Source organism: Enterococcus sp. DIV2385 (genome assembly GCF_051711925.1).
Lineage (GTDB): Bacteria > Bacillota > Bacilli > Lactobacillales > Enterococcaceae > Enterococcus > Enterococcus faecalis.
The window spans coordinates 300,563-325,100 of sequence record NZ_JBIONV010000001.1 but is presented as its reverse complement, the minus strand read 5'-3'; the positions used below and the strand labels follow the sequence as shown (position 1 = coordinate 325,100).

At 38.1% G+C, this 24,538-nt stretch carries 23 protein-coding genes and 2 other annotated features; of the genes, 6 read left to right on the top strand and 17 right to left on the bottom strand.

The genetic code is table 11. The features are described from left to right. Positions 1-3: 3 nt before the first annotated feature. A complete protein-coding gene (locus tag IGM04_RS01635) occupies positions 4-1,182 on the bottom strand; it encodes an efflux RND transporter periplasmic adaptor subunit (RefSeq protein WP_086317614.1) in 1,179 nt (392 codons plus the stop codon). Positions 1,183-1,502: 320 nt separating this feature from the next. Between IGM04_RS01635 and IGM04_RS01630 the strand changes: the two genes are divergently transcribed. Beyond that, entirely contained in the window at positions 1,503-2,141 is a 639-nt protein-coding gene (locus IGM04_RS01630; protein WP_086317613.1) for an NAD(P)H-binding protein, read from the top strand. A 78-nt stretch (positions 2,142-2,219) separates the two neighbouring features. After that, positions 2,220-3,335, top strand: a complete 1,116-nt coding sequence (locus IGM04_RS01625) for an NAD(P)/FAD-dependent oxidoreductase (protein ID WP_086317612.1) — start codon at positions 2,220-2,222, stop codon at positions 3,333-3,335. A gap of 61 nt (positions 3,336-3,396) precedes the next feature. Here the strand turns inward: IGM04_RS01625 and IGM04_RS01620 are convergent, their stop codons facing one another. The 5 genes from IGM04_RS01620 to IGM04_RS01600 form a co-directional block, all read right to left on the bottom strand. Then, positions 3,397-4,272 (bottom strand): IS3 family transposase, encoded by an 876-nt coding sequence (locus IGM04_RS01620; protein WP_256924898.1) that lies wholly within the window; start codon positions 4,270-4,272, stop codon positions 3,397-3,399. After that, on the bottom strand, positions 4,242-4,799 hold the full coding sequence (locus tag IGM04_RS01615; RefSeq protein ID WP_086317584.1) for a helix-turn-helix domain-containing protein: 558 nt from the start codon (positions 4,797-4,799) through the stop codon (positions 4,242-4,244). Before IGM04_RS01615 ends, IGM04_RS01620 begins: the two co-directional genes overlap by 31 nt. 118 nt (positions 4,800-4,917) lie before the next feature. Further along, positions 4,918-6,072, bottom strand: coding sequence for a mannitol-1-phosphate 5-dehydrogenase (locus tag IGM04_RS01610; protein WP_002355280.1), 1,155 nt, complete (start codon positions 6,070-6,072; stop codon positions 4,918-4,920). Positions 6,073-6,086: 14 nt separating this feature from the next. After that, positions 6,087-6,524 carry a PTS sugar transporter subunit IIA gene (locus IGM04_RS01605; RefSeq protein ID WP_002355279.1) on the bottom strand — a complete coding sequence of 146 codons (438 nt, stop codon included), beginning with the start codon at positions 6,522-6,524 and terminating at the stop codon, positions 6,087-6,089. A gap of 14 nt (positions 6,525-6,538) precedes the next feature. After that, on the bottom strand, positions 6,539-8,311 hold the full coding sequence (locus tag IGM04_RS01600) for a PTS mannitol-specific transporter subunit IIBC (RefSeq protein WP_086317610.1): 1,773 nt from the start codon (positions 8,309-8,311) through the stop codon (positions 6,539-6,541). Between the two features lie 245 nt (positions 8,312-8,556). On the opposite strand from IGM04_RS01600, the gene IGM04_RS01595 reads away from it, so the two are divergent. Beyond that, positions 8,557-8,652 (top strand): type I toxin-antitoxin system Fst family toxin, encoded by a 96-nt coding sequence (locus IGM04_RS01595; RefSeq protein ID WP_015543884.1) that lies wholly within the window; start codon positions 8,557-8,559, stop codon positions 8,650-8,652. Positions 8,653-8,906: 254 nt separating this feature from the next. On the opposite strand, the gene IGM04_RS01590 is transcribed toward IGM04_RS01595, so the two are convergent. The 3 genes from IGM04_RS01590 to IGM04_RS01580 are packed head-to-tail and all read right to left on the bottom strand — an operon-like array spanning position 8,907 to position 13,124. Continuing rightward, positions 8,907-9,341: a PTS sugar transporter subunit IIA gene (locus IGM04_RS01590; RefSeq protein WP_002355276.1), complete on the bottom strand. Its 435-nt coding sequence runs from the start codon at positions 9,339-9,341 to the stop codon at positions 8,907-8,909. A 10-nt stretch (positions 9,342-9,351) separates the two neighbouring features. Beyond that, a complete protein-coding gene (locus IGM04_RS01585) occupies positions 9,352-11,385 on the bottom strand; it encodes a BglG family transcription antiterminator (RefSeq protein ID WP_086317609.1) in 2,034 nt (677 codons plus the stop codon). After that, the gene (locus IGM04_RS01580) at positions 11,376-13,124 is read right to left on the bottom strand and encodes a PTS transporter subunit EIIC (protein ID WP_179189089.1); all 1,749 of its coding nucleotides are present in this window, start codon (positions 13,122-13,124) and stop codon (positions 11,376-11,378) included. The genes IGM04_RS01585 and IGM04_RS01580 overlap by 10 nt, the downstream gene beginning before the upstream one ends. Before the next feature lie 182 nt (positions 13,125-13,306). Here IGM04_RS01580 and IGM04_RS01575 point away from each other — a divergent pair, with 182 nt between their 5' ends. Beyond that, complete coding sequence (locus IGM04_RS01575; RefSeq protein WP_086317608.1) at positions 13,307-14,140, top strand: Cof-type HAD-IIB family hydrolase; 834 nt, start codon at positions 13,307-13,309, stop codon at positions 14,138-14,140. A 42-nt stretch (positions 14,141-14,182) separates the two neighbouring features. Here IGM04_RS01575 and IGM04_RS01570 read toward each other — a convergent pair whose 3' ends face one another. The 6 genes from IGM04_RS01570 to IGM04_RS01545 all read right to left on the bottom strand — a co-directional run bounded on the left by IGM04_RS01570 (position 14,183) and on the right by IGM04_RS01545 (position 19,540). Further along, positions 14,183-14,818 carry a nitroreductase family protein gene (locus IGM04_RS01570; protein ID WP_002358386.1) on the bottom strand — a complete coding sequence of 212 codons (636 nt, stop codon included), beginning with the start codon at positions 14,816-14,818 and terminating at the stop codon, positions 14,183-14,185. A 4-nt stretch (positions 14,819-14,822) separates the two neighbouring features. Next, entirely contained in the window at positions 14,823-15,257 is a 435-nt protein-coding gene (locus IGM04_RS01565; RefSeq protein ID WP_002362972.1) for a MarR family winged helix-turn-helix transcriptional regulator, read from the bottom strand. 151 nt (positions 15,258-15,408) lie between these two features. Further along, complete coding sequence (gene nhaC / locus IGM04_RS01560; protein WP_002383673.1) at positions 15,409-16,854, bottom strand: Na+/H+ antiporter NhaC; 1,446 nt, start codon at positions 16,852-16,854, stop codon at positions 15,409-15,411. Positions 16,855-16,943: 89 nt separating this feature from the next. Beyond that, positions 16,944-17,119 (bottom strand) — a binding site (T-box leader). A 136-nt stretch (positions 17,120-17,255) separates the two neighbouring features. Continuing rightward, the gene (pcp, locus tag IGM04_RS01555) at positions 17,256-17,897 is read right to left on the bottom strand and encodes a pyroglutamyl-peptidase I (protein WP_002355269.1); all 642 of its coding nucleotides are present in this window, start codon (positions 17,895-17,897) and stop codon (positions 17,256-17,258) included. Between the two features lie 15 nt (positions 17,898-17,912). Next, entirely contained in the window at positions 17,913-18,857 is a 945-nt protein-coding gene (locus tag IGM04_RS01550; RefSeq protein ID WP_002355267.1) for a DUF979 domain-containing protein, read from the bottom strand. Beyond that, the gene (locus IGM04_RS01545) at positions 18,854-19,540 is read right to left on the bottom strand and encodes a DUF969 domain-containing protein (RefSeq protein WP_002355265.1); all 687 of its coding nucleotides are present in this window, start codon (positions 19,538-19,540) and stop codon (positions 18,854-18,856) included. Before IGM04_RS01545 ends, IGM04_RS01550 begins: the two co-directional genes overlap by 4 nt. A gap of 192 nt (positions 19,541-19,732) precedes the next feature. Here IGM04_RS01545 and IGM04_RS01540 point away from each other — a divergent pair, with 192 nt between their 5' ends. After that, the gene (locus IGM04_RS01540) at positions 19,733-20,248 is read left to right on the top strand and encodes an HdeD family acid-resistance protein (protein WP_002381189.1); all 516 of its coding nucleotides are present in this window, start codon (positions 19,733-19,735) and stop codon (positions 20,246-20,248) included. Positions 20,249-20,263: 15 nt separating this feature from the next. Then, positions 20,264-21,448 carry an AI-2E family transporter gene (locus IGM04_RS01535; protein WP_010822469.1) on the top strand — a complete coding sequence of 395 codons (1,185 nt, stop codon included), beginning with the start codon at positions 20,264-20,266 and terminating at the stop codon, positions 21,446-21,448. Positions 21,449-21,498: 50 nt separating this feature from the next. On the opposite strand, the gene IGM04_RS01530 is transcribed toward IGM04_RS01535, so the two are convergent. Both IGM04_RS01530 and IGM04_RS01525 read right to left on the bottom strand, forming a co-directional pair. Continuing rightward, complete coding sequence (locus IGM04_RS01530) at positions 21,499-22,626, bottom strand: 5-methyltetrahydropteroyltriglutamate--homocysteine S-methyltransferase (RefSeq protein ID WP_086317607.1); 1,128 nt, start codon at positions 22,624-22,626, stop codon at positions 21,499-21,501. Between the two features lie 60 nt (positions 22,627-22,686). After that, positions 22,687-22,916 (bottom strand) — a binding site (T-box leader). 117 nt (positions 22,917-23,033) lie between these two features. Next, positions 23,034-24,392, bottom strand: coding sequence for a PcsB-like coiled-coil domain-containing protein (locus IGM04_RS01525; RefSeq protein ID WP_002372402.1), 1,359 nt, complete (start codon positions 24,390-24,392; stop codon positions 23,034-23,036). Positions 24,393-24,538 lie beyond the last annotated feature (146 nt).

Below are 24,538 nucleotides of genomic sequence, written 5' to 3'. Positions count from 1 at the left end.
CTCCTATTTCGACGCATCTGTCATTGATTCGTTGGTTGCTGATTCATCAGAAGCAATCGCTGCATCTGATTCAACAATATCACCGACTTTTACTGGTTTTTTTGAAGAAATAACCACTCGGTCGGCTGATTCTAAGCCAGATTCAATCGCCATTTTGTCGCCATTTTCTTGCCCGACTTGGACATCACGACGAATGATGGTTCCAAAATCATTCACTAAAACGTAGGCCTGTTCACCCTCTTTTTGAATCGCTTTTTTCGGTAACTCAATCGCCCCTAAATCGCCTAAATCAATGGTTGCTTGCATATGGTAGCCATTTTTGACTTTGTCTAAATTGGCCAACGCAATTTTGACGCTATAACTAGACATCGTTGTGCCGCCCTCTGGATTGCCACTCGCGGCATCGCTGTTGCCTTCAGGAGGATTATCATCGATGTAAGAAATTGAGCCATCCACAACCACATTGTTGGAAACAGAAGTTAGTTTAGCTTTTTGCCCAACACTAATTTTAGTCAAGTCCTTTTCATTCACTTTTCCAGCTAAATAAAGATCTTCTGAAGTTAACCGTAAAATCGGTGAATTGGCATCTTTTACTTCTGGAATTGATACGCGACCTTTGAAATTAGCCTTTGTGGAAATATATTGCTTCGCTCCTAAATCCGCTAAGGTTTCATTGGTGAAGGTAATCTCTTCATCTACCGCATCGACTTCTGTTTGATATTGTTCATTTAAATCATCACCAGACATCGTGCGGTCTTCTTCTTTAGTTTTATTAAATTTATCAATGGCCCGATTCCACTTATTATAGATATTCGCCCGCTTCGTTTCTAATTTGGCTAAGCTATTTTGTTGTGCCTCAATTTCTTTTGTGACCGCCTCATCTTCATAAGTAAATAATTCTGTGCCTGCATCTACGATATCGCCGTTTTTCACCTTAATCTCTGGATCCTTTGTTATTTTTTGATCGCGCGCAAAGGCTTCCATTTGTTCCGGTTGGATGACACCGTTAATATAAATTTGTTGCAAGTCAGGAACATCAAAATAGTCAATTCCCCAGTCATCTTTAGGCGCTTGCTTGACAGCTACTTGTTGTGCATTTTTATTTAACGCATTCACAGTTACGATGCCCCCAACCGCAATTACCGCAACTGCCCCCAATATAATTATCGTTTTCTTCTTCATTTTCTTCGTTTCATCTCCTCATTCTGTCTATTTTCCCCAACAAACTAAATTGCTCGGTCGTTCACTTATAACTATTTAACCATGCTTGAATTCAAGAAACAAGGGCATTTCTCTAGGCCTTTAGTCTGATTTATTTCATTTTTGTTCATTTTTTTATTTATTTCACGACAATAAATAACCATTGTTGGGTCTTTGTATTTCAACAATCTAAAAAGGTTATTTTTATGTTATTTATAACTAAACTATACGCAATCGAGATTTTTTGCTTCTTTTTTTATTTAAGGTACACTAGAAGAAACAATTGAAAGTGAGGGCTTGCCATGAAAGTCATTATTTTTGGCGGTAGCGGTTTTTTAGGTCAACAAATCGCGAAAATTTTAGTTCAACGCCAACATCAAGTCATCAGTGTTTCACGTCATGGAAAGCCTGCCACGCTCTCCGCATCTTGGAGCCACCAAGTGCAGTGGGTATGCTCCGATATTACTCGTGACACGAATTGGCAAGAACAAGTCCAGCGTGCTGACTGGGTCATTGATACAGTAGGTATTTTATTTGAAAATCCACGAAAAAAGAAAACCTATCAACGGCTAATTCTGACGCCAGTGAAAAAAATCAGCTCTTTTTTAGCACAACAAAAAAAGCCAGCTAAGTTTTTATTTATTTCAGCCAATACTGTTCCTTTCCCTTTGAGAAAATATATGGATGCCAAATTGGCAGCGGAGGAACTAATCCACCAAGAAGTCGCCGAAGCAGTGATTTTTTATCCTAGTTTACTTGTAGGTCAAGAACGTACCGGCACCATACTTTTTAGTAAATGTATTTATTTTTTTAAGAAAATTCCCTTTTTAAAGAACTTATTTATTGGCTATGATCCCGTACCTGTGGCAGAAATGGCACAAGAAATTGTTCACGTTTTAGAAGGCGGCAATTCTATTTACACACACAGAAGGACCCGTTAACAAGGTATCTCCCAATCGTCTCTGTCTAGAGGCGGTTTTTTTGTGTTACAATACAACTGTTCGAAGGAGAGAAGAAGCATGAAAAAAATTGCCATTATTGGCGGCGGCATTATCGGAATGACGTTAGCTAATTATTTAGATCCACAAAAATTTGACATTACCGTTTATGATGAAGGGCTCGGCCAAGCGACTAAAGCGAGCGCCGGGATTATTTCCCCTTGGCTATCCAAACGTCGGAATAAGAAATGGTACCAATTAGCGCGAGAGGGCGCTGCCCTATTTCCAAAGCTAGTCAAAGATTTTCAGCTGACGGAGGATATTTATCGTCAATCAGGGACAGTCATTTTGCGCCCAGCAGCCGCTTTGGCAGACTTAGCCCATTTGGCAGAAGAGCGTAAGCAAACTGCACCTGAAATTGGAGAAATCACGATGTTGTCAGCGGTTCAAACAGCGAAGTTCTTACCGCTACTTAAGGAAACTCCCTCACTTTTTATTTCTGGCGGCGGTCGCCTAGATGGACCAGCTTATCTAAACCATCTTCAGAAACGCGCCGAAGCTAAAGGGGTCACTTTTTGTTCACAACGGGCGCACTTTCGTCAACTGAATCAAGGGTGGGAAATTGTCACAAATTCAGAAAAAAAGAGCGTTGATTTTCTCGCTTTAACACCTGGTCCTCATTTAAAGGAATTACTCGCTACTTTAAATTTATCTGTGGACATTCGTCCCCAAAAAGGACAATTGTTAGTTTTCGAGACCCCTTTTACAAATAGTCAGCAATGGCCTGTTGCTATGTTAGATGGCGAAGCCGATTTAATTCCTTTTAATCAAGGAAAAATTTTATTAGGTGCCACCCACGAAAATGAACAAGCCTGGGATTTAGAAGAGACTGTTAGCGCTTTTCAACAACTAACTTCTGGGACTGCGCCATTTCTAAAAGAAGCAGAGCAGCTTTTTAAGCAACCCATGCATTACCGCGTTGGTACACGTGCTTATACATCTGATTTCGCTCCGTTTTTTGGTCCTTTGCCAGAGCTGCCCCACCTTGTGGTTGCTAGCGGACTTGGTTCATCAGGACTCACTACTGGCCCATTCATTGGTTACCAATTAGCTGAATACTTCAATACAGGTGCCTTCAAAGGAGAGCTTTATCAAAAACCACTTAGTCAATATGTAAAAAACAACCGCTCACTTTAATCAGTGTGTAGTGACCCCAAAAAGTTAGACTTTTTATAGAGTGGATTTTTCCACTCTATTTTTATGCAGTTTTTTGATTGAATTGTCGAAATTCTACTGGGCTTTTCCAGTTAAGTTTTTCCTTGATTCGGTGATGATTGTAATAATAAATGTAGTTCTCAATTGCTTCTATCAATTCATTTTGACTTTGATAGATTTTTCTATAGTACACTTCTTGTTTTAGGATACTGAAGAAATTCTCCATGGGAGAATTATCTAAACAGGTTCCTTTTCGAGACATACTTTGAAAGATATTGTTGTCCTTTAATGTTTGTATATAGACATTCATTTGATAAGCCCAGCCTTGATCAGAGTGAAAGGTGCGCCGATAGGGACAATCATTTGTTTGAGAAATTGCTTCTTTCAGACCTTCCATAACTGTTTTACCATTTGGTTGAGTAGAAAGGCTATAGCTTAGAATTTCACTATTACACATATCCATAAATGGATCTAAGTATAGTTTTTTCTGACGAAAGATGCCTGCGTTATCTGCTTCAAAGTACTTAAATTCAGTTGTATCAGTTGTAATTTTTTGATGAGGAACAGAGGTTTTAAATCGGCGACGAATCAAATTTTTAGCGATTTTACCAACGATTCCTTTATAGGAATTATATTTTCTGGATTTCTTATTAAAAGCTTTGACTTGTAACTTTAACTTTTGTATTAATCGCTGGACTTTCTTTTTATTCACTTGAAATCCACGTCGTTTCAATTCTTGGGTTATCCTTCTATAGCCATAATGTTGATGTTTTTTACGAATCGCTTGAATTTCTTCTTCAATGATTTGTGTTGAAGCTGTTCTGTCGAGGCGTTTTTGCCAGTACATGTAAGTAGATTTTGGAAACCTTAAGGTTTCCAAAATATCTTTTAATCGAAAGTGTCTTCGGAGACTGTGAATGATTCGTGCGATTCGTTCATTTTTTGTTCGTCCTCTAAACGCAGTCTCCTCAATTCTTTTAAATAGGCATTCTCAATTTTTAACATTCTATTTTCTTTTTCTAGTTTCTCTACTTGAAATCGTTCACTTGGTAGTGGTTGGGGTTCATTTCGTTTCTTTTTAGACATGGTAGGTGGACGTCCTTTCTGTTTAGAGAGTCCCTCTATACCAAACTTCTGATACGTTCTAAGCCAATTCGCAATCAATGATGGATTGTTCATTTTTAGAAGATTAGCTGCTTCTTGATAGGACAACTCTGTTGTTAAATATAACTCTATCGCATCTAGCTTAAATTGAACAGAGTAATTCTTATTTTTTCGACTGCGAAGTAGGCCTTCTTCACCAAGTTCTTTATAGGCATTTATCCATTTGCTTATTTGAGAACTATCTTTAAACCCATACTTCTTTGCGAGAAACCTTAGACCTCCTTGACCAGATAAGTAGTCATGAACAAGTTTAAGTTTAAATTCAAAACTGTATTTTGCCATACAAAAAAACCTCCAAAAGTTAGATTTCTAGGTCTAACTTTTGGGGGTCGGCTCAGTGAGCGGTTGTTTTTTTCTTTAATTAAGAAATGTGAAGTATCTTGGTAGAAGGATTTTGTTATTATGCTACTTGTGGTCGCGCATAGCGTTCTACGTTTTGTTTAATATTTTTAACCGTTTCTGGATCTTCAATGCCCGTTACTTCAGCGATCACTGTATCAACACTTTCTTGGTCAAGCATTTCCTGTAATTGACGGCTTTGTTCATCTTCTGGATCATGATAATTAAAGACAATACCAATCATTGCTAATAAATGCGGCGACACTAGATTGCGTTCCTGTAATTCACGAATTGGTCGAATAAACCGTTCTTGCGCACCTAATTTTCTGATTGGTGTCCGTGCTACACGTGTAATAGCATCTGAAATATATTTATTTTGGAAACGTTGAATAATTTTTTCAATATAGGCTGCATGTTCTTGTTCATCAAAATTCCATTTGGCCACTAAAAGTTTACCAGTTTCCTGCAAAACTGATTTGAGTTGTGCTACCACTAAGGCGTCCTGCATCGCTTCGTCAATGGTTTGATAGCCTAACAACGCCCCTGTATAGGCAACTGTAGCATGGCCAGTGTTTACACTAAATAATTTTCGTTCAATATACGGCTCTAAATCAGCAACGTAATGAACGCCTTCTAACTGAATCTCTTTGGCTTTTCGGTTGGTATCATCAATGACCCATTCACAAAAAGGCTCAACTTGAACAAAAAGTGGGTCTTCATGTTTTTGTAATGGAACAATCCGATCAACTGCCGCATCAGGAAAACCAATCCATTGTTCAGCATAAGCTGGATTTTTCAAATATTTGGCCACTTCTTCTGCTAAAAAGGTTGAACCACCAATCATATTTTCACAAGCGATAATATCCAGCGGCTTTTGACAATTTGCTTCGGCACGTGCATCAATTCCTTGAGCAATTAATTCAGCAATTCTTGGTAAAATATTGGGACCAATTGCCGTCGTGACTAAATCAGCTTCCGCAATTGCTTCTACTACTTTTTCTGGTTCTGTCATGTTATTTAACCCGGTCACATTTTCAACGTTAATTTGTTGATGTGAGGCATCGGCCAATTCAATTGTATAACTTTTACGTTCTTTTAACGCTTGAATGATGGTTTCATTAACATCCACAAACGTAATATGAAACCCGTTTTTAGCTAAAATTTCGCCGATAAAGCCGCGTCCAATATTTCCTGCTCCAAAATGTACTGCGTTCATTCTTATTCTCTCCTTTAAGCAATGGCTAAATTTTCTGTTATTTCTTCTTTACTTAATGCGTCGGCAAGTTGCACCACGTTATCCATATCACTACAATAAAGTGCAATTTGTTGGACTAATTGCAAATGTTCTTCACCGACTCCAGCAATCCCAAATAATACGGTAGCAATTTTTTCATCTTCTTCGGTGCCAAAATTAACGCCCTCTGGGACTTGCACTACACAGATTCCTGATTTTTTCACTAATTTTTTGGCTTCTTCTGTTCCATGAGGAATGGCAATAAAATTCCCCATATAAACAGATAGCAATTGGTCTCTTTCAATCATTGCTTCGATATAAGCGGGCTCAACACAGCCTGCCTCGACTAGTTTTTCGCCGCAAAAGCGAATAGCTTCTTCTTTTGTATTAAACTGTTGATTTAATTCAATTGAAATATTCGTAAGATTTTCCATTGTTTTCTTCCTCTCTAGGCACTTTCTTTTAAGAGCGAAACCACTGTTTCATATTTTTGGGGATTAACCATACTTTTTACTGATAAGTGTGTCGCTTTCGGTGCTTTTTTACGGGCTTGTTCCGTTAGTTCAGCTTTTGTGACAATTAAAGCCTGTGTTTGTTGAGTTAATTCATTAATATTAATTTTTCGAATCGGCATTGAAATTTTCTCTTTATCTAAAATTTCTTCTAAGACTTTCATTCCCATCGTCGCTGACCCGACACGATCATCGTGAACCAAAAGAATCTCATTGACATTTGCTAAATCTCCCTCAATTTCAGAAGCAGGTGTTGCTTTGGAGACTGTTGGTTGTGCGTCTTTTTTTTCTTTGGTACCTGATAGTTCAGCCACAATTTCATCATAACGTGGTGAGTTCAAGAAGTTTTCAACTGCTACAAAGGTTGCATTAGGTGCTTTCTGTTTGGCCCGTTCTTGCAATTCCGCTTGTGTGACAATCAATGTATTTCCCTCATCGGTCAAATTATTAATGGCCCGATTCGTCACAGTTTGTACTAAACCAGCCTCTTGGACCTTTTTCCGTAAGATAGACGCACCCATTGCACTAGAGCCCATCCCAGCATCACAAGCAAAAATAATTTGTTGAATTCCTGACAATGAAGCACTACCATTTGTGACAGTTAATCCTTTTGATGCTGCTTTAGCAGCTTGGGTTTCTTTCACTTTTTGGGCAAATTCATCACTTTCTTCTTTCGCATCTGCTTTTAAAATGACTGCGGATACTGCAAAGGAAACAGCAGTTGCTGCCAAAACACCTAAAATAACTGGTAAGTAAGAACCCATTGGTGTCATCGCTAAAATAGCTATAATGGAGCCTGGTGAAGCGGGCGCACGTAAACCAGCATCTAACGTTTGGAAAACCAAACTACCTGTCGCGCCACCTGCAATAACCGATAAGAATAATAACGGTTTCATCATTACATATGGGAAGTAAATTTCGTGGATACCACCAAGGAAATGAATAATTATTGCTCCCGGCGCAGAAGATTTTGCCGCACCTTTTCCAAAAAACATAAATGCTAATAAGACACCTAACCCAGGACCAGGGTTTGCTTCTAATAGGAAAAGAATTGATTTGCCAGCCGATAAGACTTGTTCTGTCCCTAAGGGTGTTAAAATGCCATGATTAATCGCATTGTTTAAAAAGAGCACTTTTGCCGGTTCAATAAAAATACTCGTTAATGGAATCAAATGAGCATTTAAAATGATTTCCACACCACGTGCCATTGCAGCAGTCAGCGCATCGACAATTGGGCCAATCGCTGAAAAACCAAGTAAAGCTAACGCAAAACCAATTAATCCAGCTGAAAAATTGTTTACTAACATTTCAAAACCAGCTTTAATCCGATGTTGGAAATACTGATCAAATTTCTTAATTGTAAAGCCACCAAGTGGACCCATAATCATGGCACCTAGCATCATCGGAATATCGGTTCCCACAATCACGCCCATTGTCGCAATTGCGCCAACTACGGCACCGCGATCACCTGCTATTACTTTCCCACCAGTGTAGCCAATTAATAATGGAATTAAATAGGTCAACATTGGGCCAACCATCGTGGCAAAGGCTTTATTTGGCAGATATCCATCTGGGATAAATAGCGCTGTCAAAACGCCCCACGCAATCAACGCCCCGATATTGGGCATCACCATGCTAGATAAGGTACTGCCAAGTCTTTGGACTTTTGCTTTAATTGATACTTTATTTTTTTCTGGTACTTGTTCCATTTTTATTCCCCTTCTCTCAAGTAACTTTTCTTGTTGACTAAATTGTATCCGCTTTCCAAAACTGAAAAAAGTCGTACTTTGGCACAAACCATTGTGCCAAAAGTTGAAAGAAAAAAGCACGTGTTCTCTAGTTACGAAAACCAGAAAACACGTGCTTATTTCATTTATAATAATTTCAATAATAAATGAACAACTTTTTATGCTATACTCAAATTGGCGACTTGCCTCGAAAGGAGGTGCATCACATGTACGAGATTGTCACAAAAATTCTTGTGCCGATTTTTGTCGGGATTGTCCTGAAACTTGTAACCATTTGGTTGGAAAAACAGAACGAGGAATAAACAAGTTGCTTCCAACCGCTGCTGTCTAAACAGCAAAAAAAGACACCCTACCACAATAGGGTGTCTTTTTAGTGCATCCATGCACGACTTTGTCACAAGTTACCTTAAATTTATCATAGGGCCTATTTTTTGTCAAGGAATCTTCTTATCTTTTTTGTTTAATCTATCAAATTAAAATATTTTATTTTTTAATATAAAATTATTTCAATAATTATTGAACATTTCAAATTGAATTGATTTTTTCAGACGTAACTTTAGGCTTGAGCCAGAATTTTTTGTGCTTCATCTATTGTTTGACAATCACTGAGCCGCTGAATGTTTTCGAGATCTGAACAGAAAAAAGCTAATTCTTGAAGCATGCTTAATTGCCGTTGACTTTTTAGAGCAACGACAAATAACAAAGTAGCTATTTTTCGATCTGCTTCCGTACCAAAGTTGACCCCATCAGGCACTTGAATAAAGCAAATCCCTTCTTTTAAAACTTGTTCATCTTGTCCTTCCGCATGAGGCAATGCCACGAAGTTACCGATATACACGCTGACTTTTTGTTGGCGTTGATACATTGCTTTGACATAGTCAGGCGTGACTAACTGATTTTTTAGCAGTAATTCACCAGAAGCTGCAAGTGCTTCCTCCCAACTAGCATACGATTGATTCAACATTATTTGCTCCGCTGTAATTTCAAACATCTCTCAACACCTAGCCTTTCATTTCTTCAATTAATAATGACGAAAGCAACTGATAAACAATGGCTTCATTTCCTGAATGAAAAATTTCTGTATTTAAATCATTCATAATAATCGCACCACTGATTTTTCCTAAAATTTTCCCGATTGTTTCATCAATCGGCATTGGCGCTAGCATGAGTAACATACGTTGTAACTGCATCGGCTTTTTATCCATACCTTCAATCATAAGTGGCTGGGCCAGATTAAAAATACAAAAAACAGGCTGTGTCACTGCTGTACTTGAGGTATGGAATAAGGCCATTTCCGTCTGAGGAATCCCAATAGGCGCTTGCTCGTAACGTTTCATCAATTGCTGACAGACGATTGCACTATCGGTGATTAAATCTGCGGAAAGTTGCGCGAGAGCTTGTTGAACGGTTTCTGCTAAATCCGCTTGATTATTTAAATCTGCTATGAAAAATGTTTCTAATAGTTTACTAATTTCTTCCATGAAAGCGACCACTGTTTCGTAGCTTTCTTCGCCACCTATTTTTTTCACAGGCGCTTTCCTAAGCGAGCGTTTTTCGTGACTAATCCGCTTAAACTCTTCTTTCAATTGGCGGATTTCATCGTCTAAAAGTAACGGTGAGATCAATTTATATTTACCATTGTATCCTGGTAATAACGAAGTGGAAATCACTAAGTCATAGTTTTCCTCAACATTCACCTTACCTAAATCCGCAATCCGAAAAAAATGAATCTGGTTGATAAAAGGAAAGTAGCGCCGTAATCGCATTTCCAGCATACTTGTCGAAGCCAAACCGCTAGGAGAAAAACCAGCAATATCAACTTCCATAATTTTGGGACTCCGCTCTAAAGAATTGGCAAAATGAAGTACCATGTAGGCAATTTCCTCTTCTGATAGATTCTTTTGCGGAAAAATTTGCGGCAACGCTTGGCGTAAAGCCGCAGCTATTTCTTGATATTGATTCATAATCCGTTCTAAAATGGGATTCGTTAAATCTTCTTCTTGTAAAACCGCCCGAGAAAAAACACCTGATAAATGCGTCAACAACATTTTATACAAATTGGTATCTTCGAAAAAATTAACTTCCGTTTCTTGACTTACTGCTTCAATCAGTTGTTTCACTGCATAAGCCAGCTGAGTGTCAAAATGTTCATCAAAAAAATCTTCATCAAAAGAATTAGAAAAATTACTTAATAAGCTAGCAAAAAAAACAATCTCACTGACAGCGTATAGTTGTTTTGTTTCAGCAGCGACTTTTGAAAAAAGTCGTTTAGAACAATTTAGAAAGGCCTTATTCATCTGCCCAGTATAGGTCTCATCAGCTAAATAAAAACCTGCAGTGACTCGATCCATCGCAATTGTTAACATTAAAATCAAATGTTGTAATTTGCGATCACTTAATGCTGGAAATAAAGTTTCTACTTCTGGCTGAACAATTGTTTGTGCAAATGCTAAATGTTCTGCATGAATAAACTGAAAGAAAAAATGGTCGTTTGTCGTTAATTCGGTAAAATGAAAAAATTGGTACTCATTAATTTCCATACTTAGAATATTCGCCATTAGAAGACGGCGATATTTTTCAGAACCAGTCACTTCATAGCCTTGATTCCGAGAAATCGTCAACGGAATCCGAGCAATCCGTGTTTCTAATTGTTTAATATCGGCATAAAAAGTCGTATTACTAATACAATACGTTTCCAGAAAATAATGCATAGAGACTGGCTCTTTTGTTTGAAGTAATGTCAATAAAATCGCATGTTGCCGCGCCAAAGTAGAAAGTTCCTGTGTCTCTTCTCCTAAAATAGCAGCCTGAATTTCCGTCATCGCTGCTTCATCTGCTTGAATCGAAAAGCGCCCACGAGCTACTTTTTCCAACGTCGCGCCCATCGATGCTAGCGAGGTTTCTAAATTTTCTAATTCACGATATACCGTCCGGCGGCTAACCTTTAACAAATTCATCATGCGGTTTACTGAAACGGGGGTCGGACTATTCACTAATTCCGTTAATAGAACAGTTTCTCTTGTCGTTAAAAACATCTATCAGCTCCTCCTTCCAGCCATTCTTGATACTCTTTCTTATTCAAAAAACTAGTAACTACGTATAAATTTTGTTGCGCTAGATCTAAATGATAGGCTTGCGCCAGTTCACGAGTCACTACGTAGGTTGTCTCCTTGGTAAAAAAGACTGTTTCCAGTGGTTCTTTAGATACTTCAATCGCGACTCCTTGTTTCGCCGCTTGTTGCCGCAATAATTCCATTCCCATTGTTTGCGATCCTCGAACATTCTCGGCATATAAAAAAACAAGCTTCTGTATTTGTTTTGTCGGGTTCGTTTCAGTAGACTCTGAACCAAGTGAAGATTGCTCTTGAGAAGAAGCAGTCAGTTTGGCTAAAACTTGCGGGTAATAGGATTTAATTTCTAAAAAATTTTGAACACTCACCATATCCTTTTCTGGGACGTACTTTTGTGCTAACTGTTTCAATTCTGCTTGAATGACCACTAATGTCTTAGGCTGCCACTTCATCTGATGAACGGACTGGTAAGTCACAGGTATCTCCAAGTCCACAGCTTTTAATTGTCGGCTTAGCAAACTAGCCCCCATGGCACTTGAGCCCATTCCTGCATCACAAACAAATAAAATTTGCTGATAGTTAGGTGTGACTGTTTCCACTGGGTCTTCCTCCTTCTCCTTCATCTTTATCATTGAAACTGGTTCAATTCCTCGTTGACGTTTTAATAACAAGCTTGCTATTGCAAAAGAGCACAGAAAGCTAACAAAAATTCCGCTAAAAACCGCCAGCCTCGCATCAGTCGGGGCATTGGCTAAAATCGCAACCAATGAACCTGGCGAAGCTGGAGCACTTAGCCCCACATTAAATATTTGAAAAACAAGCGTACCACTCATTCCTCCAGCAATTACTGCTAAAAATAAGCGCGGATCCATTAAAACAAACGGAAAATAAATTTCATGAATGCCCCCAATCAGTTGAATCATGGTGGCACCTCCTGCTGTTTTTCGTTGTCCTACAGGCCCAAACAGCAGAAAAGCAACCAAAACGCCCACGCCTGGTCCAGGATTTGTTTCCAATAGAAATAAAATGGACTGACCTGTTTGACTAGCACCTTCTAAACCTAGAGGCGTTAATAAGCCATGGTTAATCGCATTATTAAAAAATAACACTTTTAAAGGTTCTAAGAAAACGTGAACCAATGGTAAAAGATTGGCTTCAATTAACCAAGAAGAAAATTGATACAGCCAAAAACTAGCGCTTTCAACAGCAGGAGCTACAACCAGAATACCAAAACAGCAAAGCAGTCCTCCCACAATTCCTGCTAAAAAGTTTTTAGTCAGCATCTCATAGCCTTCTTTAACTTTCGGTAAGAGAATTTGTTCAATTTTGGCGAAAGTATATCCTGCTAAAGGACCAATAAACATAGCACCAAACAACTGTGGAACATCTGTGGAAACAATCACGCCCACTGTCGCAATAGCAGCAACAACGCCGCCACGTTGTTCCTCGAACATTTTTCCGCCTGTAAAACCAATTAGAATCGGTAAAACAACTCGAATCATTATCGTTTCGACTTCAGAAAGAGCTAGCCGTAGATTCCCTGTCGTATAGCCAGCCACCAAAGACAATAAGCTCCACGCAATAAAAATACTCAAATTTGGCATAATCATCCCACTCAAACGATGACCAAAACGACGTAAATAGGGAGTTACTTTCACAAACTTATGTTTAAAAAAGAGCGAATGCATTTCTTTTTCCTTCATATTCCTTGTCCCTCGCTCTCTATGTAGATAATTAGAATACTTCTATTATATGAAATTTCACAAAAAAATAGTATAGATTTTTGTAAAATAATTCTTTTATACACCTCACAAGAGAATCCGTTTACATTAATAAAAAAACTTTTATACTAAAAGAAAGAAACTCTTCGGATTGGAGGCCAATTATGGCAATCAAAGCAATTGTAATGGATATTGATGGTACCTTGTTAACTTCAGAAAAAAAGATTTCACCAAAAACGCGACAAGCATTAGTAGCTGCACAAAAACAAGGCCTATCACTGATTTTGGCTTCTGGCCGCCCGACTAACGGTATGCGGCCCTTAGCAGATGAATTGGAGATGGTTCATTATAATGGACACTTACTTTCCTATAACGGCGCTTGTGTCACCCATCATGGCAGTCAGCAACAACTATTTAATCAGACAATTTCAAAGTCATTGAGTCAACAAATTTTAGAACATTTGAAACAATTTGACGTAATTCCAATGATTAATGATGAAACATTTATGTATGTCAATGATGTTTTTCATAACACCTTACATTTAGAGACTGGTGATTTTAATATTATTGAATATGAATCACGGGGTGGCAACTTTCAATTATGTGAGTGGCGTGATTTAGACGCCAGACTAAACTTTCCCTTGAACAAAATTTTAATTGCTGGTGAACCCGCCTATTTACAAAAATATCATGAGGCCATCTACGCGCCTTTCAAAGAAACCGTCACCGCTGCTTTTTCCGCTCCTTTCTATTTTGAATTTACCGCCAAAAATATTGATAAAGCGCGTTCTTTAGAAAAACTAACCCTACAGTTAGGCATAACTGCTGAAGAAGTAATTGCTTTTGGTGATGGTCACAACGATTATACAATGTTGGAATGGGCCGGCACGAGGATTGCTATGGACAACGCCGTTGACAAGCTTAAAAGCATCGCAACGGAAGTCACTTTATCCAACGACAATGACGGCATCGCTGTTGCATTAGCCAACTTTCTTTAAGATCGTTGGTTGATGCAAGCGTACGCCGTCATTTTTTATTGCCTATTCAAATGTCGTGATTTTTTCTGGTGCTAAACGAACAGATTCATAGCCAGTTTCCATGCCCTTACCCACAGATAAAATCATTACTGGGACATAGCGCTCTTGATCTAAACCAAATGTTTCGGCTAATTTTTCCGCTTCAAAACCACCGATTGGATTTGTTTCATATCCGTGAGCTCGGGCCACTAACATAAATTGCATAGCTGCTAAACTCGCATCAATTTTTACGATGTCATTCATTTGTTCTCTACTTAAACTTTCATAATGGGGAATAATGGCTGCTAATTGTTGGTCCCGCACTTCCTTAGGCATTTTACCACTAGCATAGGCTTGATTGTAAATTTCCTCTCCTCGCTCATGGCAGTTTAGATCACCAAAAATTAAGAGCATTGCAGAAGATGTTTCATTTTGACGCGTATTAAAGCGAATTAAGGGTTTTAATTTTTCTTTGCCTGCTTCACTTTCCACTACGACAAAACGCCATGGCTGCATGTTAACAGAAGAAGGGGCGGTGGTCGCTTCTTGAATCATTGTTAACATTTCTTCATGAGAAATTTTATGGGTTTCATCGTACACCCGAACCGATTTGCGGCCAAAAACAATCTCTGAAAAATCATTCGTTGTATATGTTGTCATTCTATCATACCTCTTTCGTTGTAATGCTTTGATCTAGTTTTGTCAAAAGTTCTTTTAACTGGCGACAGTCGTCCTTTGTAAATGTACTGGGAATAATTTCTGTTACCGTTTGTTGCTTGGCTGTACATTGCTGTAGTTCTTGTTGTGCTTTTTCTGTTAAATGCACTAGCACTTCCCGATTATTTTCTGGATTTCGCTGTCGTGTCACATACTGTTTCTCTTCTAAAATTTTCAAATGGCGAGTGACCGCACCACTATCGATTTTTAAGTGTTCTTGAATCTCCGTTTGAAGACACGGCTGACGTTCTTTTAAAATCATCAGCAACTCATAACGAGTCAAACTCAAGCCAACTTGCTCTTCAAAAACTTTGGTAATTTTTTGATCTAATACCTTTAACTGACATAATAATTGGCTGACTTCCCGTAATGATAACGACATAGTTTCCTCCTTAAAAAGATGACTCGTCAACAATTGACTAGTCAACTATAACTGTTTCTTTCTAAAAATGCAACCTTTTTTACAAGAAAAATAGAACAACTGACAGAGAGAAACTACAGTATTCCCCATCAACTGTTCTATTTTAATCAACCTATTTTTCGGTAACAGGTTCTGCTGATAACCGCTTAATCCCTAAACCAGTAAACGCACTGACCATTGAGAAGACAGGCGATAATAAGCTAAAGAAAACAAATGGTAAGTAAGTCAACGTTGGTACGCCAAAGGTCCCCGCTACGAAGCTACCTGCAATCCCCCAAGGAATGAGGTAGTTAATAACCGTCCCACCATCCTCCAAGGTTCTGCCTAAAACAGTCGGATCCAAACCTTCTTTTTTGTAAACTTCTTTAAAGGCATTCCCTGGTAAAATAACCGATAGGAATTGTTCACCAATAAAAATATTTACGCCAATTCCTGTTAATAACGTTGATAAAATCAATTTCGGTGTACTGCTCATTTTCTGCGAAACAACTTCCATGACCGCAGAAATCAATCCTAATTCCATTAATAAGCCACCTAGAGACAACGTTAGAATAATAAGTGCCACAGTCGGCATCATACTCATAATCCCGCCACGACTTAATAATTGATCAATTTGTGCGTTCCCCGTTTGAGAAACAAACCCATTTTCCAACGTGTTTCCTAATGCCTGCAACGATACTTTCGGATTTTGAATAATAATCATAATTACTGCCACAATAATGTTCAACAAAATCGTGATAATCGCTGGAATTTTGCGCCAGGCACAGATTAACATTAAGGCTAATGGTAACAATGACCAAATTGAAATGGTAAAGTGGTCTTCCAATACTTGAATAACTTGAACTACTTCTGTCAGACTAGTATTCGCGTACGTTTGTCCTAAAATCATAAACAAGATTAAAGAGACGATAAATGCTGGTACAGTCGACCACATCAAGTTTTTTATATGTTTAAACAAATCCGCTTCAACAATCGCTGCGGCTAAGTTTGTTGATTCTGATAAAGGCGACATTTTATCACCAAAAACTGAACCAGAAACAATCGCCCCCACAACTAAAGCAGGATTTAACCCTAAGGTACTGCCAATACCGAAAAAAGCAATTCCAATTGTTGACATCACTGTAAAAGCACTACCTACTGCACTGCCGACAATCGCACAGACAATAAAAACTGACGGCACAAACCATTTAACACTAATCATTTTAAAACCAAAAACCATAATCGTTGGAATAATTCCTGCTTGAATCCAAACGGCAATCAATGCCCCCACTAAAATGAAAATAAAAATTGGAATAATCCCTGGCTTCAAGCCATCAACAATCCCTTTATGCATTTGATCAAATGGTACTTTACGAAACATTGCGTAGCCTAAAATCAATGCAATCACAAACAAAATAGTAATATTTGGCGATATCTTTAAGCCAATTACTCCTGTTGCAATAGCTGCCACAATAATTAATAAAACGATACTTGCTTCTCGAACACTCACGGTCTTCTTTTTCTGTTTTTCTTTCATTTCGTTACTCTCCTCTAATCTTTTTTCTGAATACTCTGACATTAAAGGATCTTATGATAACGAATAACCCCTCCACAACTCATTGAAAACGCCTCCTAAAGCTACATAAAAAGAGAGATTCATCCTTAAAGAATAAGGACGAATCTCTCCGCGGTACCACCTTAATTAGAAGCTTACTTGCTTCTCGCTTATGTATTATGTAATTGTTACTACTTATTAGTGTAATTCACAAATAGACTTGATCGATTCACAGCAACCATCGACTTTCTGAACAAAACATCTATTTCCTACTGGGCTAATAATTTATGAATCTCAATATACCAAGAAGAAACCGACTTGTCAACGAAAATAGCATAAAAAATTTTTTCACACGCCAACAAAAATTACTTTTTCTTTTTGTAAAAATAGAAAAGCGCCTCCGTTCTCACGAAAGCGCCTGTTAATTAGTGGGTTGTGCCACCTTGTAGTTGAATATCTTCTTGCGTTTTTACCGCTGCTTCAATCATATAGAACAAAGAATCTGTGATTGCTTCTAATGACATAGAAGCAAACGTTGGTTTATCAATTGTTTGTTCTGGTAGGAACGGAACATGAATAAATCCGCCACGAATAGTTGGATATTTAGTGTTAATTAAGTGTAGTAAGTGATACATAATATCATTACATACAAAGGTTCCTGCTGTATAAGAAATCGCTGCAGGTAATTGATGGTCATGACAATTTTTTACCATCGCTTTAATCGGTAAATTTGTAAAATAGGCTGTTGCTCCATCTTCAACCAACGGCACATCGCTTGGTTGTTGTCCTGCATTATCCGGGATACGCGCTTCCGCTAAATTAATCGCCACTTTTTCAACAGTGACTGTTTGGCGGCCGCCTGCTTGTCCAACACAAATCACCATATCTGGTTGATGGGTTTCAATTGCTTCAGCCACTTTTTCACCACTAGTGCCAAAAACAGTTGGCACCTCAACTTTAATAATTTCAGCTCCTGCAATTTCAGCAGGTAATTTTTTGACTGCTTCAAAGGCAGGATTGATTGCTTCTCCTCCAAATGGATCAAAGCCAGTAACGACAACTTTCATTTCGATCATCCTTTCTTATTTGAATAGAATCATATAAACAATTTGGAAAATTAACATGAAAAGTGCAATCGGCAATTGATTTTTAATGACGCCGTACTTATCTTTCATTTCCAACATGGCTACAGGTACGATATTAAAGTTCGCAGCCATCGGTGTTAACAGTGTACCACAAAAACCACATGTTAAGGCAACCATCCCAACTAATGCGGGATCTGCACCTAAAGAAAAGACAAACGGCACACCAATTCCGACTGTCATCACGGTTATTGCTGCAAAGGCATTGCCCATGATAGCCGTAAAAATAACCATTCCCACAGCATAAATAATAATCCCTACATTGACATTTCCTGCTGGTACTACGGCACTAACTCCTTTTGAAATAATCTCACCAACACCAGCGCTAGTAAAAACAGCACCTAAACAAGCTAACAGCATTGGCAACGTACTAAGAGGACCGACTGTTTCTAACATTTCCGCCGCATCATCAAAAAATACTTTCGGCGTATTATTTTTAGAAAAGAACATCATGATGAAAATCGCTACAAAGACACCAACACCGACACCGACTAAAGCTCCTAAAGTAGTCAATGTGGCAAAAAGAATTGCAAAAACCCCGATACTTAGTGCGGGAATAAAAATCTTCATTCCTAATTTTTGAGACATTTTTTCCATGTATTCTTTCGAAGGTAAGCGACTTTCTCCTTTTGTCACTTTTTGAAGAATTGCCGGAATTGTCATCACAAAAATAAGTACGCCACAGGCAACTGGTGGAATAAACCGACCAAAACCGATTAAGATCCCTAAGATTCCCCAGAATAAACTAGTCCCATACGCATGTTGATTGGTTTTATCACGAAAACTACGAAAGCTTGTGTATAACAAGATAATCCCCATAAAAATATAAAGGACTTCCAATAACTTTGCACTCAAATCAATACTTGGATCTGTGAAAAAACTCATTTCAGTCCCTCCTGTCCATAATATTTTTTACGTAATCTTTTTTCTTTTAAAGTAAAGTAAATACTTGCCGAAATTAAGGCAACTAAGGCGACTGGTACTTCCACTAAAGCCAATTTACCTAATGTCACTTCATAGCCTAAATCTTTTAATGTTGATTGAACAAGTAATGCCCCAGCCCCACCAACAAACAGAACTTGACCAAAGAACCAACAGATATTTTCCATGGCTGAAGCCATCCCTTTTAGTTCTTCTTCATACTCTGGCACCATTGGTAAATTTTTTGATTCAATTGTTCCTAACGCCATTGGCAAAATAATCGGACGCACAAAACCTGCTACCCCACCGAAACTTACGTTAAAAGCGGCGAAGATAATCCGAAAGACACCATAAATGTCAATAATCACACCAGCAGATACCTTTTTGAATCGTTTAATCAACGTAGCCGCTGACTCTTTCAAACCATTTCTTTCTAACGTTCCAGTTGCTAACATAATAATAATAAAGATAGCCATGCCTCGATTATTCACAAAGGTTGTTCCTAGTGTTTCTAGCATTGATGTCAAACCAAGCCCGCCAGTAAAAGCCGTCACTATTAAAGCAACCATCACAATCAAGATAGCATCAAATTTCAATGCGAAGCCGACAATGACGATCAATACGCCTAATAAAGGTAATAAATCCATCAAATCTCTCCTTCTTAAAATAAAATTTCACTTTCCATTATATGCCAATTTTCGCTCATTTGTAAGACTTTTTTAATTTTTAATGTTATTTTTTCTAAAGATACAGTTTCCAACACTTTTTAGAGCTACCACTCGCACTTTTTTCTTTTTTCCGCTAGAATAAAAGAAACAATAACATTGAGGAGGATTTTTATGTTCCAAACTTTTAGAGAAAATTTTCGGCGCCATACCCTATTGCGCGACGCCGTCTTTATCGTTATCGGAAGTGCCATTGTCTTTAATCCCGGTGCTTTCTTCCAGTTCGTCGGTTATTTAATTGCTGGTTATTTGATGCTTTTAGGGTTAATCAATATTTATGATGACTACAAAATAAAAAAACAAACGGGTAGCTGGGGGCTTGGTTTCGTAACAGGTTTAATCTTTGTCGTCTTAGCAGTAGCCTTTTTATTTTTTGCACCGGTGATTGTTTCGATTCTGCCATTTTTATTAGGGATTAGCATTGTTATAAACGGCCTCGTTCAATTGACTTTTGCTTTAAATACTCGTCAAACAGGCGCGCTTATCTACAGTATTCTGGTTTTAATCGCTGGAGCTGTTTTAGTTTTCAACCCCTTCAAAAGTCTCTTAGTTTTGATGCAAGTCTTTGGATTTATCCTGATTTTCATGGGTGTCATTGAAATTATTGGTCATTTTAGAAATAAAGCTTAACGAAAGGAGCAACTTATGGATAAAGAAAGTACCAAGTGGATCCGCTTTTTAGGTGGGAAAAATTTACTTTACACATTAACTATCCTTTGTCTAATTGCTGTAACTATCTTTTTATTCAACACTGTTTCATTTATCTTTAAACCAATTTTTGTTATTTTTAGTGCCGTCTTAGGCCCGGTACTTTTTGGTATTATTCTATTTTATTTGCTTAATCCAATGGTGAAACGCCTTGAGAAAAAAATCCCCCGTGTTTGGGCGATTGCGATTCTCTATGTCTTAATTATTGCATTACTAGTGTTAGCTGGACTGCAACTTTTCCCAATTATCCAAGACCAAACGGAAGAATTAATCAAACAATTCCCAAGTTTTTGGAAAAGCACGCTCCAAATAGTACAAGAATTTATGGCTAAAACACCTTTTGCAAAAGATTTAGAATCTGCTAATGAGTCGATTAATCAGCTCTGGGGCAAACTTGCAAACTCCTTTAAAGACTTTGCAGGGGATTACCTACAAACAGGCGCACAAGGTCTGGGAAGCGTCTTTTCTGCAGTCTCTTCTACTTTCCTAACCTTGTTTACAGGACCTATCATCGCCTTTTTCCTTTTAAAAGACAAAGAAAAGTTTTATCGCTTTGTAAAAGGCATCATTCCCCCAGCTTTTCGTCCTGATTTTGATGAATATAGCCAAATTGCCAACATTCAAATTGGCGATTATCTAAAAGGTCAAGTCATTGCTTCGTTGGTTTTAGGGATTATGTATTGGCCAGCTTTTCTATTAATTGGTTTACAATTTGGTAGCATTTTAGCTTTAGCTGCGGGTATTTTATGTATTATTCCTTATATCGGGCCATTTATTGCCTTTATTCCTGGATTGATTATTGCCTTTCAGGATTCCACATTTATGGTAGTTAAATTTGTTATCGTCTGGTTTGCCATCCAATTGATTCATGGTGATTTTGTTATTCCTCGTGTGATGGGCGATAAATTAAAAGTCCATCCGATTACTATTTTACTTGTCTTGTTAGTTATGGGTGAACTGTTTGGTTTAATGGGCGTTATTTTTGGGATTCCAATGTATTGCCTAGTTAAAGTGACAGTCATTTATTTATTCCGCAAATTCAAACAACGCTATAACCGCTTTTATGGTGACAACGGCGAGTATGAACACACGAATTTTACTAAAGATCAATATTTAAAATAATACAATGAAAAAACTGGGACATAAGCCGTTTAGACTTATGTCCCAGTTTTTTACCATACTTCTCTAGCAATTTCTTGAAGTAATTGAACTTTGCGCCATTGTTCTTTCTCCGTCAAACGATTTCCTTCTTCTGTCGAAGCAAAACCACATTGCGGACTAATACTTAAGTTTTCTAAAGGAATAAACTGTTGAGCTTCTTCAATTCGTGCTTTCACTTGTTCAGTCTCTTCTAATTCAGGAAACTTAGAAGTAACTAAACCTAAAACGACTTTACTGCCATTATTTTGCCAATGTCTTAATGGTGAAAAGTCCCCTGCACGATCTGAGTCATATTCCAAGAAGAAACCATCATAATTCGTAGCAAATAATTCTTTTGCTATCGGTTCATAACCACCTGAAAATAACCAAGACGAAGCATGGTTCCCACGGCAAATGTGCGTGGTTACAGTTAAATCTTCTGGCTTACCAGCTAAGGCTTCATTAATAATCGTGGTACACACTTGTGCAATTTCTTCTGGCTGTATTCCTTTTGCTCGTAATTCTTCTTGTTTTGTCTGATCCGCTAGAAACGCCCAATTTGTATCATCAAATTGCAAATAACGGCAACCTCTCTCGTAAAAGGCCGCAATTGCATCTTTATATGTTTGTGCTAAATCCTTATAAAAAGCACCAATCTCTGGATAAATTGTTTGAATGTGCGAGGTGCCATCGTTAGATAAAATTTCTTGACGTAAAATCATGGTCGGACTAGGGATCGTTGCTTTGGCTACCGTGCCATCACCAACTTCCACCACCTCTTTTAAAAATGAAAAGTCCTCTAAAAATGGATGTTGCGCAGGAAAAGATATTTTATCCACTACGCGGATATTATAGGCCGGAGCTGCTTTTCCATGAAAGGTTTGGTTATACCCTGTTTCTGGGATATAGCCTGTCACACCATTTAATCCTTCTAAGAAATCAATATGCCAAAAACCGCGACGAAATTCACCATCTGTGATTCCCCGTAAGCCGCCAGCTTTTTGTTTTGCTACTAATGCTTTGATTTCCTCATCTTCAATAAGACGTAGCTCTGCTTGAGATAAAGCACCTGCTTGGACCTTTTTCCGTGCTTTCTTAATTGTTTCCGGACGTAAAAAACTTCCCACATGATCAACTGTAAAAGGAATCTGACTACTCATTTGCCTCACTCTTTCCTATTTTTATTTATAAAAAAACGCCCTTTTACTAGCCGTAACTAGTAAAAGGGCGATTATTATCGCGGTACCACCTTTTTTCGGAAAGATGACTCTTTCCCTTCAACTGACAATCATAATCAGCGGTCTTGTTAACGAAAAACATTACGTTTTTGCCTACGTTTCGACAAAAATTCCTCCTAGGCCATTTTTCGATACAGACATCTAACTTTTTTCACCAACCAAAGTCTCTCTACCAGCTGTCTTGTATTTACTTTCCTATTCAACGGAAATTATTAGATTATAATTAGAATACCACGTTTAGCAAATTTGTCAACGGAGATGGATGAAATAGTAATGAAAAAAGCAGCTTCTTTTCAGAAGCTGCTTACGTCTATTTTTATCATTGCTGATTAGGCTGAGTGTCCTACGATTGTGCTACCTGAGTAACCAAAACCGACACGCGTAATACCTGGGTTAATTTCCCAATCACGGTGACCGCTTCCTGAAGCTGTTACCATGTTTGTTTCATTGTACCACGCCATGATTACTGAGTTACCTGGCGCCCACATAATTGCGATAACTTCATCTCCACGAGACCAGTGATCATTTGGAATACCACCTGCTTCAACTTGTGCTGCACGAGCAGTTGCAGAAGCTGCTAAACCTGCATCCCATACTACTGGACGTAAACCTAATGATTGACGTAGAACGTTCAATGCATCAAGCGTCACATCACCTGTAGCTGGTGGTGGTGTTGGAATTGGATCTTTTTTATCTGGTTCTGGTGTTGGTGGTGTAACTGTTCCCTCACCATTACTTTCACTACCACTTGGTGTTGTTGATTGTTCTGAAGAAGAGCCAGTATTTTCTGTTGCACTATTATCTGTACTTGGTGTAGTTGTTTCAGTTGTTTGTTGCGTGCTTGATTCAGTTGCTGAGCTTGAGCTTGCTGGCGCTTGCGCTTCCGTTGTTGAAGAAGAGGCAACTGGTGCTTCTGCTTTTACTTCAGCTTTAGCTTGAACTGGTTTTGCAGCAGCTTGTTTAGCTTTTTCAGCTGCAGCTTTTTGTTCAGCAGCTAAGCGTGCTTGCTCTGCTTCAGCAGCTGCTTTTTGTTTTTCTAAGCCAGCTTTAGAACTTTCAGCTGATGATTGTTCTAATGCTAATGAAGCTTTCATTACATTTAATTCAGATTGTTTAGAAAGTAAATCTTGACGTTTTGTTTCTAATTCAGCTTCTGTTGCTTCAAGTTGTTTCACTTTTTTCTCGTTTTCAGCTTTTTTATCAACAACAGCTTGTTTGTCTTCTTTTTGTTGTTGCATTAAGTCGTTGTTGGCACTTACGATTGTTGAAACAGCTTGAACACGGCTGATTGCATCTGCAACTGAGTCCGCATCTAAAACTGCATCTAGCATTGTTGTGCTTTGTCCATTAACTTGAACATCACGTGCTTGATTTTTGATTGCTTCGTTACGTTTTTCAATACGTTGATTCAAGTTTGTAATTTCTTGTTGTAATTGTTCTGATTTTGCTTTTAGTGTTTGCTTTTGTTCACGTAAAGCCATGCTTTCATCAAATACTGAAGATACTTCTGCTTCTAAAGAAGATACTTGTGAAGCTAAATCCCCTTGTTTTGCTTTTAATGATGAAATTTCTTGATTTTTTTCTTCAATTTTTTTATCAACATTGTCCGCCAAAGCGATGCTTGGGGTAGCAATTGCTGATAGCGTTAATGAACATAGTAATACTGATGCAAATAGACGTTTCTTCACTTGTCATTCCTCCGAATTAATTTCTAAAGTTTATTTAAAATATCTTAATCTTTTCTTACGACAAAAACATTCTACCACACCCATATTTCAATTAAGCAATAGAAATGTTACAAAAACATTTCAGATCACTCCTTCTTTCTCCATAA